The organism is Streptomyces sp. NPDC056061, assembly GCF_042266885.1.
GTDB lineage: Bacteria > Actinomycetota > Actinomycetes > Streptomycetales > Streptomycetaceae > Streptomyces.
The window spans coordinates 83,853-99,982 of the sequence record NZ_JBHJWQ010000005.1; the positions used below are offsets into that span (position 1 = coordinate 83,853).

11 protein-coding genes and 1 pseudogene are annotated in these 16,130 nt (G+C 72.9%); 11 read left to right on the plus strand and 1 reads right to left on the minus strand.

What is annotated here, in order from left to right:
- Positions 1 to 39: 39 nt before the first annotated feature.
- On the plus strand, positions 40 to 1,119 hold the full coding sequence (locus ACFC79_RS10350) for a bile acid:sodium symporter family protein (protein WP_376237725.1): 1,080 nt from the start codon (positions 40 to 42) through the stop codon (positions 1,117 to 1,119).
- Positions 1,120 to 1,240: 121 nt separating this feature from the next.
- Here the strand turns inward: ACFC79_RS10350 and fdhD are convergent, their stop codons facing one another.
- Complete coding sequence (gene fdhD, locus ACFC79_RS10355) at positions 1,241 to 2,089, minus strand: formate dehydrogenase accessory sulfurtransferase FdhD (RefSeq protein WP_376237728.1); 849 nt, start codon at positions 2,087 to 2,089, stop codon at positions 1,241 to 1,243.
- Positions 2,090 to 2,386: 297 nt separating this feature from the next.
- On the opposite strand from fdhD, the gene ACFC79_RS10360 reads away from it, so the two are divergent.
- From ACFC79_RS10360 to ACFC79_RS10405, 10 genes and pseudogenes are all read left to right on the plus strand, one after another.
- Positions 2,387 to 3,337, plus strand: coding sequence for a beta-ketoacyl-ACP synthase III (locus ACFC79_RS10360; protein WP_376237730.1), 951 nt, complete (start codon positions 2,387 to 2,389; stop codon positions 3,335 to 3,337).
- 195 nt (positions 3,338 to 3,532) lie between these two features.
- Positions 3,533 to 4,714 (plus strand): ROK family protein, encoded by a 1,182-nt coding sequence (locus ACFC79_RS10365; RefSeq protein WP_376237733.1) that lies wholly within the window; start codon positions 3,533 to 3,535, stop codon positions 4,712 to 4,714.
- A 175-nt stretch (positions 4,715 to 4,889) separates the two neighbouring features.
- Complete coding sequence (locus tag ACFC79_RS10370; protein WP_376237735.1) at positions 4,890 to 6,410, plus strand: sugar ABC transporter ATP-binding protein; 1,521 nt, start codon at positions 4,890 to 4,892, stop codon at positions 6,408 to 6,410.
- A complete protein-coding gene (locus ACFC79_RS10375; RefSeq protein WP_376237737.1) occupies positions 6,407 to 7,456 on the plus strand; it encodes an ABC transporter permease in 1,050 nt (349 codons plus the stop codon). Before ACFC79_RS10370 ends, ACFC79_RS10375 begins: the two co-directional genes overlap by 4 nt.
- A 110-nt stretch (positions 7,457 to 7,566) precedes the next feature.
- On the plus strand, positions 7,567 to 8,607 hold the full coding sequence (locus ACFC79_RS10380; RefSeq protein ID WP_376237739.1) for a substrate-binding domain-containing protein: 1,041 nt from the start codon (positions 7,567 to 7,569) through the stop codon (positions 8,605 to 8,607).
- Between the two features lie 68 nt (positions 8,608 to 8,675).
- Positions 8,676 to 9,914, plus strand: a complete 1,239-nt coding sequence (locus tag ACFC79_RS10385; protein WP_376237742.1) for a Gfo/Idh/MocA family protein — start codon at positions 8,676 to 8,678, stop codon at positions 9,912 to 9,914.
- 174 nt (positions 9,915 to 10,088) lie between these two features.
- Positions 10,089 to 11,093 carry a sugar phosphate isomerase/epimerase family protein gene (locus tag ACFC79_RS10390; RefSeq protein ID WP_376237745.1) on the plus strand — a complete coding sequence of 335 codons (1,005 nt, stop codon included), beginning with the start codon at positions 10,089 to 10,091 and terminating at the stop codon, positions 11,091 to 11,093.
- A gap of 401 nt (positions 11,094 to 11,494) precedes the next feature.
- A pseudogene (locus ACFC79_RS10395) lies at positions 11,495 to 14,110 on the plus strand (PQQ-dependent sugar dehydrogenase); the annotation flags it as partial.
- A gap of 237 nt (positions 14,111 to 14,347) precedes the next feature.
- Positions 14,348 to 15,466 carry an inositol-3-phosphate synthase gene (locus tag ACFC79_RS10400; protein WP_376237747.1) on the plus strand — a complete coding sequence of 373 codons (1,119 nt, stop codon included), beginning with the start codon at positions 14,348 to 14,350 and terminating at the stop codon, positions 15,464 to 15,466.
- The coding region (locus ACFC79_RS10405) for a UbiA family prenyltransferase (RefSeq protein WP_376237750.1) at positions 15,463 to 16,130 on the plus strand (668 nt) is incomplete at its 3' end. The genes ACFC79_RS10400 and ACFC79_RS10405, both read left to right, overlap by 4 nt.

A 16,130-nucleotide genomic window follows, 5' to 3' on the forward strand; every position in this document is an offset into this window, starting at 1 on the left:
GGACGGCACGATCGGAACCGACGAGAACGCGTGGAGCACATGAGCCGCCGCATCCCCAGGCTGCCGTCCCGGCTGCCGGTCGACCCGTACGTCCTGGTGCTGATCGGCACGGTCCTGGTCGCGGCGATACTGCCCGCTTCCGGGGCCGTCGCGGACGTGGCCGGCGGTGCCTCGACCGGGGCCGTCGCCCTGCTCTTCTTCCTGTACGGCGCCCGCCTGTCCACCGCCGAGGCGCTCGACGGGCTGCGGCACTGGCGGCTCCACCTCACGGTGCTGGCCTGCACCTTCCTGGTGTTCCCGCTGCTCGGGCTGGCGGGCGGGGCGCTCGTGCCGTACGTGCTGACGCCGCAGCTCCACAGCGGCTTCCTCTTCCTGTGCCTCGTCCCCTCGACCGTCCAGTCGTCGATCGCCTTCACCTCGATCGCCCGGGGCAACGTGCCCGCGGCGATCTGCGCGGGCTCCTTCTCCTCGATCGCGGGCATCTTCCTCACCCCGCTGCTCGCCGCCGCCCTGCTGGGCGACGACGGCGGCGGCTTCTCGGCGGAGGCGCTGCTGAGGATCGGCGTCCAGCTGCTGCTGCCGTTCGTGGCCGGGCAGCTGCTGCGCCGCTGGATCGGCGGCTTCCTCACCCGCCACAAGAAGGTGCTCGGCCTCGTCGACCGGGGATCGATCCTGCTCGTCGTCTACACGGCGTTCAGCGAGGGCATGGTCGCGGGCATCTGGCACCAGGTCACCCCGGTCCGGCTCGGTGCGCTGCTCGGCGCCGAGGCGCTGCTGCTCGCGTCGATGCTCGCGCTGACCTGGTACGGGGCGAAGCGGCTCGGTTTCGGCCGGGAGGACCGGATCGCCATCCAGTTCGCCGGGTCGAAGAAGAGCCTGGCCTCCGGGCTGCCGATGGCGAGTGTGATCTTCGGGGCGCAGGCGTCCCTCGCCGTGCTCCCGCTGATGCTCTTCCACCAGATGCAGCTGATGGTGTGCGCGGTCCTGGCCAAGCGCCGTTCGCGCGATGCGGAGACGGAGCCGGGACGGCCCGGGGCGCCCGTGCCCCCGCCGGAGGACCGCGAGGAATGCCGCCGGGCGGGCGGTGCGACGGCCGGGGAATCCGTGCCGGCGGGCTGAAGCCGCGACGGGCCGGTGCGGTGATTCGGCGGGACGGGCGGCGGGCACGGGGGTGTCCGCCCGGGGCCGGGCGGACGCGCCGGGCGGACGGGCTCGTGCGGAACGGGCCGGGCCGAGCGGGTCAGCCCCGGTCGGCGACGGTCTCCCATGCGACGCGGTGCTCGCCCGCGTACACGTTCATGGACGGGCCGCGCAGGAAGCCGACCAGGGTGAGCCCGGTCTCGGCCGCCAGGTCGACGGCGAGCGACGACGGCGCCGAGACCGCCGCGAGCATCGGGATCCCGGCCATCACGGCTTTCTGGGCCAGCTCGAACGAGGCTCGTCCCGACACCAGCAGGATCGCCCGGGACAGTGGCAGCCGCCGGTCGGTGAGGGCGCGACCGACCAGCTTGTCCACGGCGTTGTGCCGGCCGACGTCCTCCCGGACGTCGACGAGCTCGCCCTCCTCGGTGAACAGCGCGGCGGCGTGCAGGCCCCCGGTCCGGTCGAAGACCCGTTGAGCGGCGCGCAGCCGGTCGGGCAGGGCGGAGAGCAGGGCCGGTTCGATCCGCAACGGGGGAGCGTCGGAGACCGGGTGCCGGGTCGTGGTACGGACCGCGTCGAGGCTCGCCCTGCCGCACAGCCCGCACGACGACGTGGTGTAGACATTGCGTTCGAGCGTGATGTCGGGGACCTCGACGCCGGGGGCGAGCCGCACGTCCACCACGTTGTACGTGTTCGCGCCGTCCGCGGTGGCCCCGGCGCAGTAGACGATCGACTGCACCTCGGATCCGTCGCCGACGACGCCCTCGCTCACCAGGAAGCCCGCCGCCAGCGCGAAGTCGTCGCCCGGGGTCCGCATCGTGATGGCGAGCGGCCTGCCGTTCAGCCGGATCTCCAGCGGCTCCTCGGCGACGAGGGTGTCGGGGCGTGCGGAGACCGCGCCGTCCCGGATGCGGATGGTGCGCCGGCGCTCGGTGACCCGTCCCATAGCCGTGAACCCGATTCTCGTCGTGGGCGGGGCGGCCTGCGCCGCCCACGCCCATCTGCCCGTTCTGCGTCCGCTGCTTCTGCTGCCCGATCCGCCCCTGGAGTGTGCCACCTCGCTCGTGCGGGGTGTGCGCCGGGCGGGGCGGTCCCGGGCAGGTGCCCGGGGTGCCGTTGGGCGGAGCTGATGCCAAACCTCCAAGGACCGCGTGCCATTCCTGTGGGAACACGTGCCCCCGTACCGGGCGGTAGCGGCCAAGACTGGATGGTTCCTGCCATACGTAGCGAGGGGAACCTGTTCATGACCGGCTCACGTGTCGTGGCGCTCGGCCACTATCAGCCCGCCAGGGTGCTCACCAACGAAGACCTGGCGGCCATGGTCGACACCAGCGACGAGTGGATCACCAGCCGTGTCGGCATCAGGACCCGCCACGTCGGGGGCCCCGATGAGCCGGTGGACGAACTCGCCGCCCACGCGGCTGCCAAGGCGCTCGCCTCGGCGGGCCTGAGGCCCGCCGAGGTCGACATGGTCCTGGTCGCCACCTCCACCGCGGTCGACCGCTCGCCGAGCATGTCGGCACGGGTCGCCGCCCGCCTCGGCATGGACTCGCCGGCCGTGATGGACATCAACGTGGTGTGCTCCGGCTTCACCCACGCCCTCGCCACGGCCGACCACGCGATCAGGGCCGGCGCCGCCGAGCGCGTCCTGGTGATCGGCGCCGACAAGATGGGGGACGTCGCGGACTGGACCGACCGCAGCACCTGCGTGCTGGTCGGCGACGGCGCCGGTGCCGCGGTGGTCGTCGCGGACCGGGACGGCGCGGACCGGCCGGGAGTGGGCCCCGTGCTGTGGGGCTCGGTGCCCCGGATGGGCAACGCGGTACGGATCGAGGGGACGCCCCCGCGCTTCGCCCAGGAGGGACAGTCCGTGTACCGATGGGCCACCACGCAACTCCCGCCCATCGCCCGCAAGGTGTGCGAGCGGGCAGGTGTCGCCCCGGAGGAACTGGGAGCGGTAGTGCTGCACCAGGCCAATCTGAGGATCATCGAGCCCGTCGCCAGGAAGATCGGCGCGGTCAACGCCGTCATCGCGCGGGACGTGGTGGAGTCCGGCAACACATCGGCGGCCTCCGTCCCGATGGCCCTGTCCAAGCTCGTGGAACGCGGCGAGGTGCACACCGGTGCCCCGGTCCTGCTCTTCGCCTTCGGCGGGAACCTCTCGTACGCGGGCCAGGTGATCCGCTGCCCCTGAGGGCCCGTCAGTGCCCCCGGGGCGCCGTTCGCGGGCGGCGCCCCGGACATCGGTCCCGGCTGCTTTGTCCTGGGTGTGGAGAAAGTTGCGGTGGATTCCTGCGCAACTTCTTCCCACTCCCGGCAACCGCTGCTACTTTCCCCTCGAAAGCCCGAACGGACAGGCCGATGAGGCGGGGAGGGGCGCGTGAGACGCATGACGGCACGACCCGCCAACGCCCACCAGGCGCGACTGCTCCGGCTGTTGCGCGACAGCGGCCCCCATTCACGCGCCCAACTCGGGGACCGGGTCGACCTGTCGCGTTCCAAGCTCGCCGTCGAGGTCGACCGGCTGCTGGAGACCGGACTCGTCGTGGCCGACGGACTCGCCGCCTCCCGCGGCGGGCGCCGCTCCCACAACATCCGGCTTGCCCCGCAACTGCGCTTCCTCGGCGTCGACATCGGCGCCACGTCCATCGACGTGGCCGTCACCAACGCCGAACTGGAGGTTCTCGGCCACCTCAACCACCCCGTCGACGTGCGCGAGGGCCCCGTCGTCATCTTCGAACAGGTGCTGGCCATGGCGGCCAAGCTCCGGGCCACCGGTCTCGCCGAGGGCTTCGACGGCGCGGGCATCGGCGTGCCCGGACCGGTCCGTTTCCCCGAGGGTGTGCCGGTCGCACCGCCGATCATGCCCGGCTGGGACGGCTTCCCGGTCCGCGAGGTGCTCAGCCAGGAACTGGGCTGCCCCGTCATGGTCGACAACGACGTGAACCTGATGGCGATGGGGGAGCAGCATGCCGGCGTCGCCCGCTCGGTCGGCGACTTCCTCTGCGTCAAGATCGGTACGGGCATCGGCTGCGGGATCGTCGTCGGGGGCGACGTCCACCGCGGGACGACCGGCAGCGCGGGCGACATCGGCCACATCCGGGTGGAACCCGAGGGGCGTGCCTGCGCCTGCGGCAACCGGGGCTGCCTGGAGGCGCACTTCAGCGGGGCCGCGCTCGCCCGCGACGCCGAGGAGGCGGCGCGCTCCGGGAGGTCGGCGGAGCTCGCCGCCCGACTGGAGGCGGCCGGGAGGCTCACCGCCGCCGACGTGGCCGCCGCCGCTGCCGCGGGCGACGCCACCTCGCTCGACCTGATCCGCACCGGAGGGAACCGGCTGGGGCAGGTCATCGCGGGACTCGTCAGCTTCTTCAATCCCGGCCTGGTGGTGATCGGCGGCGGGGTGACCGGCCTCGGGCACACGCTGCTGGCCAGCGTCCGGACCCAGGTCTACCGGCAGTCCCTGCCGCTCGCCACCGGCAACCTCCCCATCGTGCTCGGTGAGCTGGGCCACGCCGCCGGAGTGATCGGCGCCGCCCGGCTCATCAGCGACCACCTGTTCTCCCCGGCCTGACCCCAGGGGCCGGCGGCGCGTTTGCGCATCCGTGCCCAGCGAACGGCACCAGAGCCCGACGAACGACCCACCGCAGCACCACCGCACCCCGGTAACGCCCTGCCCGCTCACCGGCCCTCCCGTGTTCCCGGCTGCGCACGAGCCGGGGAGGCCCCATTCGCCGAGGGGATTCGTCATGGCACCAGAACCACCCCTGCTCACCATGTCCGGCATCACCAAGTCGTTCCCCGGAGTCCGCGCCCTCGACGGTGTCGACCTGGAGGTCCGGGCCGGCGAGGTCCACTGCCTGCTCGGGCAGAACGGCGCCGGCAAGTCCACGCTGATCAAGGTGCTCGCCGGGGCCCATCGGCCCGACGACGGGGCGATCACCTGGCGCGGCGAACCGGTCGATCTCAGGTCCCCCGTCGCGGCCATGCGCCTGGGCATCGCCACCATCTACCAGGAACTCGACCTGGTCCGGGGCCTGTCCGTGGCCGAGAACGTCTTCCTCGGCCACGAACCCACCACCGCCCGCTTCGTCGTCCGCGCCCGCGCGGGCCGCGAGGCCGCCGCCGCACTGCTGAGGCGCCTCGGGCACCCGGAGATCGACCCGGCGCGCGAGGTCGGCGAACTGTCCGCGGCCCAGCAGCAGATCGTCTCCATGGCGCGGGCACTCTCCCACGACGTGCGGCTCATCGTGATGGACGAACCGTCCGCGGCGCTCGACCCCGACGAGGTCGACAACCTGTTCCGCGTCGTCACCGCCCTCACCGCCGACGGGGTGGCCGTCGTGTACATCTCCCACCGGTTGGAGGAGATCCGCCGGATCGGTGACCGGGTGACCGTGCTCAAGGACGGCCGGGCCGTCGCGGCGGGGCTGCCCGCCAAATCCACCCCGACGCGCGACATCGTTGCCATGATGACCGGCCGGGACGTCGCGTACGTCTTCCCGCCGCGCCCCACGAGCGGCCCGGGAGCGGCGGCGGAGCCGGTGCTGAAGATCGAGGGGCTGGCCAGGAAAGGCGAATTCGCGCCGCTGGACCTGGAGTTGAGACCCGGTGAGATCGTCGGTCTGGCCGGACTCGTCGGCTCGGGCCGGTCCGAGATCCTGGAGACCGTCTACGGGGCCCGCAGGGCGAGCACCGGACGGGTCGTCGTGGCCGGCCGGCCGCTGCGCCCCGGCAGCGTCCGCGCCGCCGTCGCGGCAGGGATCGGGCTCGCGCCCGAGGAACGCAAGGCGCAGGCGCTGCTGATGCTCGAATCCGTCACCCGCAACGTCTCCGTCTCCTCGTTGTCCCGCTTCGCCCGGGGCGGATGGCTGGACCGCGGGGCCGAGCGACGCGCGGCCCGCGCCGCCACCCGCGAGCTCTCGCTGCGCCCCGACGCCCCGGACGCCCCCGTCCGCACACTCTCCGGCGGCAACCAGCAGAAGGCGGTCCTGGCGCGCTGGCTGCTGCGCGGCTGCCGGGTCCTGCTGCTCGACGAACCGACCCGCGGTGTCGACGTCGGCGCCCGCGCCGAGCTGTATGCCGTGATCCGCCGACTTGCCGACGAGGGCCTTGCCGTCCTGCTGGTCTCCAGCGAGGTGCCCGAGGTGCTGGGGCTCGCCGACCGCGTGCTGGTACTGCGCGAGGGGCGCGTCGTGCACACGGCGGACGCCGCGGAGCTCGACGAGCACCGCGTACTCGACCTGGTGATGGAAGGGAGCCCGTCATGACGCAACCCGTCCCCCCGGCGCGGCAGTACGGGCCGGACCACGGTTCCGGCCCCTCGCCGCACACGCATCGGCAGAAGCAGGACCGGCCCCCGCGCCGGCTCGGCCTGCGCGCGGACGTCCGCAACCTGTCGCTCCTCGGTGTCCTCGTCGTCCTGGTCGCCGTCGGAGGATTCACCGAGCCCGACGTATTCCTGGACACCGGGAACCTCCAGCTGGTCCTGACCCAGTCGTCCGTCATCGGCGTCGTGACCGTGGGGATGACGTTCGTCATCACCAGCGGCGGCATCGACCTGTCGGTCGGTGCGATGGTCGCCCTCGCCTCGGTCTGGGCGACCACCGTCGCCACGCAGGAGTACGGCTTCGCGGGCATCCTGTTCACGGCCGTGGTCGTGGGGCTCGGAGCGGGCCTGGTGAACGGGCTGCTCATCGCGTACGGGCGGATGGTGCCGTTCATCGCGACGCTGGCGATGCTCGCCTCCGCCCGCGGACTCGCACTCCAGATCACCGACGGCAGAACCCAGCTCGTCACCGTCCAGCCGGTCCTCGACCTGGGGCTGCCCGACTCGTACGTCCTCGGCGTTCCACCGCTGGTCATCATGTTCGCCGCGGTGACCGTCGTCGGCTGGCTGGTGCTGAACCGCACCACCTTCGGACGCCGCACGGTCGCGATCGGCGGCAACGCGGAGGCGGCCCGGCTGGCCGGCATCGACGTACGACGGCAGCGGCTCCTGCTCTACCTCCTGTCCGGACTCTGCTGCGGCATCGCCGCCTTCATGCTCGTCGTCCTGTCCGGCTCGGGGCAGAACACCAACGGCAACCTGTACGAGCTGGACGCCATCGCCGCGGCCATCATCGGCGGCACGCTGCTCAGCGGCGGACGCGGCACCATCGTCGGTTCCGTGCTCGGCGTCCTCGTCTTCACCACCATCACCAACATCTTCGCGCTCAACAACCTCCAGAGCGACGTCCAGCAGATCGCCAAGGGCGCGATCATCGTCGCCGCGGTCCTGGTCCAGCGCCGGACCTCGACGCAGGGCGGGACCTGATCCGGCGGGCACGCCCCCGGGTCCCGTCCCGCCGCCCCGTTCCCCGTACGACGTGCCACCTCCCGAACCCCGTACGACACGCCACGCACCGGACGAAGGGTTGGACAGCCATGCCAGAAACCAGTCGCAGAGGACTGCTCCTCGGCACCGCGGCCGTCTCCGCGGGCGCCCTGCTCACCGCCTGCACCAGCAATGAGCCCACGGGCCGGAACGCCGCGCCGAGCAGTGGCGAGGGCGGTGCCGACGACAAGCCCGGCAAACACGTCACGATCGGTTTCGCCGGCCCGCAGGCCGACCACGGCTGGCTCAACGCCATCAACGAGAACGCCAGGTCACGGGCCGGAAAGTACGCCGACGTGTCGTTGGAGACCACCGAGGGCTCCAACGACACGGCAGCCCAGATCGGCCAGGTCAAGACCCTCATCAACAAGAAGGTCGACGTCCTCGTCGTCCTCCCGGCCGACGGCAAAGCCCTTACCCAGGTCGGCCTGGAGGCCATGCGGGCCGGCATCCCGGTGGTCAACCTGGACCGGATCTTCGCCTCACCGCAGGCCTACCGCTGCTGGGTCGGCGGCGACAACTACGGCATGGGGCTCAACGCCGGCACGTACATCGGCGAGCGGCTGAAGGGCAGGGCGGGGGCCAAGGTCGTCGAACTGGCGGGCATCGACAACCTGGAACTCACCAAGCAGCGCAGCCAGGGGTTCGCCGACGCGCTGAAGAACTACCCCGGCATCGAGCTGGTGGCCCGTCAGGCCGCCGAGTTCACCGTGGAGTCGGGGCAGGCGAAGACGGCCCAGCTGCTCCAGGCGCAGAAGCGCATCGACGCCCTGTGGAACCACGACGACGACCAGGGGGTCGGTGCGCTGCGGGCCATCCAGCAGGCCGGCCGCGACGAGTTCCTGATGGTCGGCGGCGCGGGGGCCAAGTCCGCGATGGAGGCCATCAAGGCCGACGACAGCGTGCTGAAGGCCACCGTCCTCTACCCGCCGACGATGGCCGCCTCCGCGATCGACCTGGCCCGTGCCCTCGCCCAGGGCAGGGGCGTCGGCGGCCTGGCCGAGCTGGAGATCCCGACCAACCTCACCCTCTACTCGGCCGTGGTGACCAAGGAGAACGTCGACCAGTACCTGCCGACGGGCTTCAGCTGAGCCGCCCGCGGAAGGGGCGCCGACCCCGCCGCCGCATCCGACGAACGACCGACGAGGAGGAAGCCCGGATGGCCCGAAGGGAAGAGACGGCACAGGAGGCCGCCGCGCCGCCGACGTACCGGCCGATGCCGAACGCCCCGGCACTCGGCATCGGCATGGTCGGATACGCGTTCATGGGCGCGGCCCACTCACAGGGGTGGCGCACGGCCGGACACGTCTTCGATCTGCCGATGAGACCGGCGCTCGCCGCGATCTGCGGACGGGACCGGGCCGCCGTCGAGAAGGCGGCGGCCCGGCACGGCTGGGCGGCGGCGGAGAGCGACTGGCGGGCCCTCGTCGCCCGGGACGACGTGCAGCTCGTCGACATCTGCACCCCCGGCGACAGCCACGCCGAGATCGCGATCGCCGCCCTGGAGGCGGGCAAGCACGTGCTGTGCGAGAAGCCGCTCGCCAACACGGTCGCCGAGGCCGAGGCCATGGCCCGCGCCGCCGAACGGGCCGCGGCCCGCGGCCAGGTGGCGATGGTGGGCTTCAACTACCGCAGGGTCCCCGCGATCGCCCACGCCAGGAAACTGATCGCCGAGGGCCGCCTCGGCACCCTGCGGCACGTCCGTGCCGCCTACCTCCAGGACTGGCTCGTCGACCCCGGCGCACCGCTCACCTGGCGGCTGCAACGGGAGCGCGCCGGCTCCGGGGCGCTCGGCGACCTCGGGGCGCACATCGTCGACCTGGCCCAGTACCTGGCGGGGGAGTTGCTGGTCGGGGTGTCGGCGGTCAGCCGGACGTTCGTGACGCGCCGACCGCTGCCCGCCCGCCCGCCGGCCGGACTCTCCCCGACCGCCGCACAGGCCCGGCACGGAACGGTGAGCGTGGACGACGCGACCCTGTTCACCGGCCGGCTCGCCTCCGGGGCGCTCGCCTCCTTCGAGGCGACCCGGATGGCGGCCGGGCGGAAGAACGCCCTGCGCCTGGAGATCAACGGGGAGCGCGGCTCGCTCGCCTTCGACCTGGAGCGGCTCAACGAACTGTCCTTCCACGACCACACCGAGCCCGCTGCCACGGCCGGGTTCCGGCGCGTCCTCGTCACCGAGCCCCAGCACCCCTATCTGGAGGCGTGGTGGCCGCCGGGACACGCCCTCGGCTATGAGCACACCTTCGTCCACCAGGCCGGCGACCTGGTGCGGGCGATCGCCGAAGGGACCGTGCCCGCACCGTCGTTCGCCGACGGGCTCCAGGTGCAGCGGGTGCTCGCCGCGGTGGAGGAGAGCGCCGAGAAGAACTCCGTACACACCCCCGTGCCTCATTAGGGCCTCTCGTTTGGACCATGCCGGGCTCGCGGCGCCCGGCACGCACACCTGCGGCGTTGTCGTCGGTCGCCAATGCTCCGCAGTGACTCCCTCCTCCGCCTTGCAGCTGCACGCACCGGACCCCGCTCCCTGATCCGGCCCGATCCAAACGAAAGACCCCAGGAGGTCCCGCACATGCCCCGTCCCTTCACCCTGTTCACCGGCCAATGGGCCGACCTGCCGCTGGAGGAGGTCTGCCGCCTCGCCCGCGACTTCGGCTACGACGGGCTCGAACTCGCCTGCTGGGGCGACCACTTCGAGGTCGACAAGGCCCTGTCCGACCCCGGCTACCTGGACGGCCGACGGGAGTTGCTCGACTCCCACGGGCTGACGTGCCGGGCCATCTCCAACCATCTGGTCGGCCAGGCCGTCTGCGACCACCCCATCGACGAGCGGCACCGGGGCATCCTGCCCGCCCGGATCTGGGGCGACGGCGAGCCCGAGGGGGTGCGCAGGCGTGCCGCCGAGGAGATCAAGGACACCGCACGCGCGGCCGCCGCCTTCGGAGTGCGCACGGTCGTCGGTTTCACCGGGTCCTCGATCTGGCACCTCGTCGCGATGTTCCCCCCGGTACCGCCGCACATGGTCGAGCGCGGCTACGAGGACTTCGCCGAGCGCTGGAACCCGATCCTCGACGTCTTCGACGCCGAGGGCGTGCGGTTCGCCCACGAGGTGCATCCCGGCGAGATCGCGTACGACTACTGGACCACGCACCGGGCGCTGGAGGCCGTCGGCCACCGGGCCGCGTTCGGGCTGAACTTCGACCCGAGCCACTTCGTGTGGCAGGACCTCGACCCGGTCGGCTTCCTGTACGACTTCCGGGACCGGATCTACCACGTGGACTGCAAGGAGGCGCGCAGGCGGCTGGACGGCCGCAACGGCCGGCTGGGCTCCCACCTGCCCTGGGGCGACCCGCGGCGCGGCTGGGACTTCGTCTCCGCCGGGCACGGCGAGGTGCCGTGGGAGGACGTGTTCCGGATGCTCCGGTCCATCGGCTACGACGGGCCGGTGTCGGTGGAGTGGGAGGACGCGGGGATGGACCGTCTGGCGGGGGCGCCGGAGGCGCTCGCCACGCTGAAGCGGTACGACTTCGAGCCGCCGTCCGCGTCCTTCGACGCGGCGTTCGGGGGCGGCGACTGACGGCGGTCCGGGGCGCCTTCGGCGGCGGGCCCCGGGCGGGCGGACGCGGGCGGTTCGCGCCCCGGCGCCGACGGTCCGGGGCGCCCGCTCGCCATGGCCCCGCAGGTCGTCGGTGGCCGTCGCGCCGGGGCCGTGCCCGGTGGCCGCCGAGCGGGTGAGCGGGCCTCGCTCGCCCGGCGGCCAACCCTGCCCGCACCCTGCTTTGTCCTGCCACGGGAAAAAGTTCGTCAGGGTCCTTGCACAAGGTCTTTCCGTTCCGGACGAACCGGTCTACCGTCCGAGGTGTGTACATGACATAAATGGGTCGCAGGTGCCCCACCGGCCCCGGACGACCCGCGCGGCAGTCCCCGCGCAGCACGGCAGAACTCGCCCGTACAACCGGCACTCTCCGGAGGACACTCGTGCACCGAACCAGAGCCAGAAACCGGGACAGGACACGGCTCCGCGTCCGCGGAATCCTCGCCCTGCTCACCGGCGGCCTGCTGACGGCCGCCACCCTCGCCCTGGCCGCCACCCCGGGAGCGGCGGCGGCCGGCCCCGCACCGTCGCCCGCCGCCGACGACCTCCAACAGGTCACCCTCGCCAAGGGCGCCGCGGAGACCGGCGAACCCATGACCCTCGCCGTCCTCCCCGACCGCAGCGTGCTGCACACCTCGCGCACCGGCGAGCTGCGCCTCACCGACAGCGGTGGCAACACCCGTGTCGTGGGGACCGTGCCCGTGTACTCGCACGACGAGGAGGGCCTCCAGGGCATCGCCGTCGACCCCGAATTCGAGAAGAACCGGGCCGTCTACCTCTACTACGCGCCCCCGCTCGGCACCCCGGCGGGCGACGCCCCCGAGAACGGCACCGCTGCGGACTTCGCGGAGTTCGACGGGGTGAACCGCCTCTCCCGATTCGTCCTCAGGGAGGACGGCACCCTCGACAACGCCAGCGAGAAGAAGATCCTCGACATCCCGACCTCGCGCGGCATGTGCTGCCACGTCGGCGGCGACATCGACTTCGACGCCCGGGGCAACCTGTACTTGTCGACCGGTGACGACTCCAACCCCTTCGCCTCCGACGGATACACGCCGATCGACGAACGCCCGGACCGCAACCCGGCGTTCGATGCCCGCCGAAGCGCCGGCAACACCAACGACCTGCGCGGCAAGATCCTGAGGATCAAGGTCGCGGAGGACGGCTCGTACACCGTCCCCGACGGCAACCTCTTCGCGCCGGGCACGGAGAAGACTCGTCCCGAGATCTACGCGATGGGCTTCCGCAACCCGTTCCGCTTCTCCGTCGACAAGGCCACCGGCATCCTCTACGTCGGTGACTACGGCCCGGACGCGGGCGCCGCCGACCCGAAGCGCGGCCCGGCCGGACAGGTCGAGTTCGCGCGCGTGACCGGACCGGGCAACTTCGGCTGGCCGTTCTGCACCGGCGCCAACGATGCCTACGTCGACTACGACTTCGCGACGAAGACATCCGGCGAACCCTTCGACTGCGCGGCCCCGAGGAACACCTCCCCGCACAACACCGGACTCGTCGACCTGCCGCCCGCCCAGCCCGCGTGGATCCCCTACGACGGCGGCTCCGTGCCCGAGTTCGGCACCGGGTCCGAGTCCCCGATGGGCGGACCGGTCTACCACTACGACGCCGCGCTCGACTCACCCGTGAAGTTCCCCGAGTCGTACGACGGGAAGTTCTTCGCCGGGGAGTTCGGCCGACGCTGGATCAAGGCCATCGCGCACGACACCGACGGCACCGTCCGTTCCATCGACCCCGTTCCGTGGACCGGCACCCAGGTGATGGACATGGCCTTCGGGCCCGACGGGGCGCTGTACGTCCTCGACTACGGCACCGGGTGGTTCGGCGGCGACGAGAACTCCGGCCTCTACCGGATCGAGAACGCGGCGGGCGGACGCTCGCCCAACGCGGTGGCCTCCTCCGACAGGACCTCCGGCACGGCACCGCTGAAGGTGAGGTTCTCCTCGGCGGGCACCGTCGACCCCGACGGCGACCCCCTGACCTACGCCTGGGACTTCGGCGACGGTGCCACCTCGACGGCCGCCGACCCCGCCCACACGTACCGGAAGAACGGCACGTACACGGCGACCGTCACCGCCAAGGACCCCACCGGCCGGACCGCCTCCGCGAGCGTCCACGTCACCGTCGGCAACACGGCACCGAAGGTGGAACTGAAACTCCCCGGTGACGGGCAGTTGTTCAGCTTCGGCGACGACATCCCGTTCCGGGTGACCGTCACCGATCCCGAGGACGGCACGATCGACTGCTCCGCGGTCGAGGTCCGCTTCGTCCTCGGCCACGACAGCCACGGCCACCCCATCACCACCGTCAACGGATGTTCCGGCACCATCAAGACCGCCATGGACGGCGGCCACGACCCCAACGCCAACATCTTCGGGGTCATCGACGCCTCCTACACGGACGGCGGGGGCGGCGGCCAGGCACCCCTGTCCGGCCACGACCAGGCACAGCTCCAGCCCCGGCACCGCCAGGCCGAGCACTACACCTCCTCGTCCGGCATCAAGGTCCACGAGAAGGCGACCGCCCACGGCGGCAAGACCGTCGGCGACATCCACGACGGCGACTGGATCTCCTTCACGCCGTACATCCTCGGCGACTCCAACAGGCTCACCGCCCGCATCTCGTCCGGCGGCGCCGGAGGCTTCCTCGAAGTGCGGGCCGGCTCGGCGACCGGCACGGTCCTGGGCTCCACCCGGGTACCGGTGACCGGCGGCTGGGAGACCTTCCAGGACGTCGACGTGCCGCTGCGCAACGTTCCCAGGAAGGCCACCGAACTCTTCCTCGTCTTCAAGGGCGGCGACGGAGCCCTCTACGACGTGGACGACTTCGAACTCACCCACAGCACCCCGGACCGCACCGCCGAACGCGTCCTGGTCTTCCTCGACGGAGCCGGGACCAACGACTTCACCAACAACGATCCGGCGCGAAGCCTGCGCGACGGCCACATCGGTCTCCAGAACCACGGCGCCGACGACCACGTGTCGTTCCGCAACATCCGCCTGAAGGAACTGCCCCAGGCATAGCGGCGCCGGCCGGGCCCGCGGCGGACCGCCGCGGGCCCACCGCCGACGACCGACGACCGACGACCGACGGGGGCACGGCGGGCGGCGGGTGGAGCCGGTGACACCCCGTCCGCCCCGAGCACCCCGCCGGCAACGCCCTCCGCCCGTGCAGCGCCACCCGCTCGGCCCAGCCGGAACCCCCAACCAGGGAGGCAGCCCGTGTCATCACCCGCCGTACGTACCGGAGTCTGGTTCATCGGAGCACGCGGCTCCGTCGCCACCACCGCGACAGCGGGGTGCGCGGCGGTCGCGGCGGGGCTCCACCCGGCGGTCGGGATGGTCACCGAGACACCGCCGTTCGCCGACGCCGGTCTCCCCGCCCTCGACTCACTCGTCTTCGGGGGACACGACACCGTCGACTGCCCGCTGCCCAAACGGGCCGAGGCCCTGGCCGCCGGGGGAGTGCTGCCGCACGGCCTGCCGTCGGCGGTCCACGCCGAACTCGCCGCCGCCGACGCGGAGATACGGCCCGGCGCCCCGCTGCCCGGCGACACCCGCGACGACGAGGAACTCATCGCGGCCCTCGCCGCCGACCTCACGGACTTCGCACACCGGAACAACCTGGCCGGGACGGTCGTCGTCAACGTCGCGTCCACCGAGCCCGCACCGGCCCCCGACGACCCGCGACTGCCCACCAGTTCGCTGTACGCCGCGGCGGCGCTGCGGGCCGGATGCCCGTACGTCGACTTCACCCCCTCCACCGGACTGCGCGCCCCGGCGCTCCGGGACACCGTCGCGGCCTGCGGACTCCCGCACGCGGGCCGCGACGGCAAGACCGGCCAGACCCTGCTGCGCTCCGTGCTCGCCCCGATGTTCGTTCAGCGAGCCCTGCCCGTACGGGCCTGGTCGGGCACCAATCTGCTCGGCGGCGGGGACGGCGCGGCACTGGCCGACCCGGGCGCCGCGGCCGCCAAGAACGCGGGCAAGGCACGCGTCCTCGCCGAGAACCTGGGCGTCGTTCCCCAGGGCGAGGTCCACATCGACGACGTGCCCGCACTCGGCGACTGGAAGACGGCCTGGGACCACATCGCGTTCGACGGGTTCCTCGGCGCCCGCATGGTGCTCCAGACGACCTGGCAGGGCTGCGATTCGGCACTCGCCGCCCCCTTGGTGCTGGACCTGGCCAGGCTGGTGGCCCGTGCCCGGGAAAGGGGCCTGACCGGCCCGCTGCCCGGTCTCGGCTTCTACTTCAAGGACCCGGACGGCGGACCGGCCGGACTCTTCGAGCAGTACCGGGAACTGCTGGCCCTCGCCGACACGCTGCGGGGGGAGCGGTGACCGCGCGTGCCTGGGCGGAACTGCTCCGCGTCTCGGCCCTGTTCACCGTCCCCGGAGACGCCCTCGCCGGTGCCGCGGCCACCGGTCGCCGCCCCGGCCGGGGCACCGCCCTCGCCGCCGGCGCCTCGCTCTGCCTGTACGAGGCGGGCATGGCGCTCAACGACTGGGCCGACCGGGAGGAGGACGCCCTCGACCGGCCGCACCGTCCGATTCCGTCGGGCCGCATCGCCCCCGGCGCGGCCCTCGGCGCCGCGGGCGTGCTGACCGCCGCCGGGCTGGGGCTCGCCGCCCGAGCCGGTCGGCCCGCCCTCGCGGTCGCCACCGGACTGGCGGCGACCGTCTGGGCCTACGACCTCCGCCTCAAACACACCCCCGCCGGCCCCGCCGCGATGGCGGCGGCGCGTGGACTCGACCTGCTGCTGGGCGCTGCCGCCACGGGAACGGCGCAGCCGGACGCGGGCGGCGGCGGGGGCACGCGGACGGGACCGGGGGAACGGGCCGCGGCCCGCGACGGTGGCACGGGTGCGCGCACGGCCCACGGCCGGGGCGCGCGCCCCCCGCCCGGGGCCCGCCCCGGACCCGCGGCCCGGCCCCCCCCCCGGCGGCGCGGCGGGCCCCCCCAACCCCGCACCCCCCCCAACCCGCAACAGGCACGGGGGGGCGA

What these genes read in the sequence shown, in the direction of transcription:
- ACFC79_RS10350 (WP_376237725.1), top strand. Translation starts at nt 40, where the DNA reads ATGAGCCGCCGCATCCCCAGGCTGCCGTCCCGGCTGCCGGTCGACCCG.
- fdhD (WP_376237728.1), bottom strand. Translation starts at nt 2,089, where the DNA reads ATGGGACGGGTCACCGAGCGCCGGCGCACCATCCGCATCCGGGACGGC.
- ACFC79_RS10360 (WP_376237730.1), top strand. Translation starts at nt 2,387, where the DNA reads ATGACCGGCTCACGTGTCGTGGCGCTCGGCCACTATCAGCCCGCCAGG.
- ACFC79_RS10365 (WP_376237733.1), top strand. Translation starts at nt 3,533, where the DNA reads ATGACGGCACGACCCGCCAACGCCCACCAGGCGCGACTGCTCCGGCTG.
- ACFC79_RS10370 (WP_376237735.1), top strand. Translation starts at nt 4,890, where the DNA reads ATGGCACCAGAACCACCCCTGCTCACCATGTCCGGCATCACCAAGTCG.
- ACFC79_RS10375 (WP_376237737.1), top strand. Translation starts at nt 6,407, where the DNA reads ATGACGCAACCCGTCCCCCCGGCGCGGCAGTACGGGCCGGACCACGGT.
- ACFC79_RS10380 (WP_376237739.1), top strand. Translation starts at nt 7,567, where the DNA reads ATGCCAGAAACCAGTCGCAGAGGACTGCTCCTCGGCACCGCGGCCGTC.
- ACFC79_RS10385 (WP_376237742.1), top strand. Translation starts at nt 8,676, where the DNA reads ATGGCCCGAAGGGAAGAGACGGCACAGGAGGCCGCCGCGCCGCCGACG.
- ACFC79_RS10390 (WP_376237745.1), top strand. Translation starts at nt 10,089, where the DNA reads ATGCCCCGTCCCTTCACCCTGTTCACCGGCCAATGGGCCGACCTGCCG.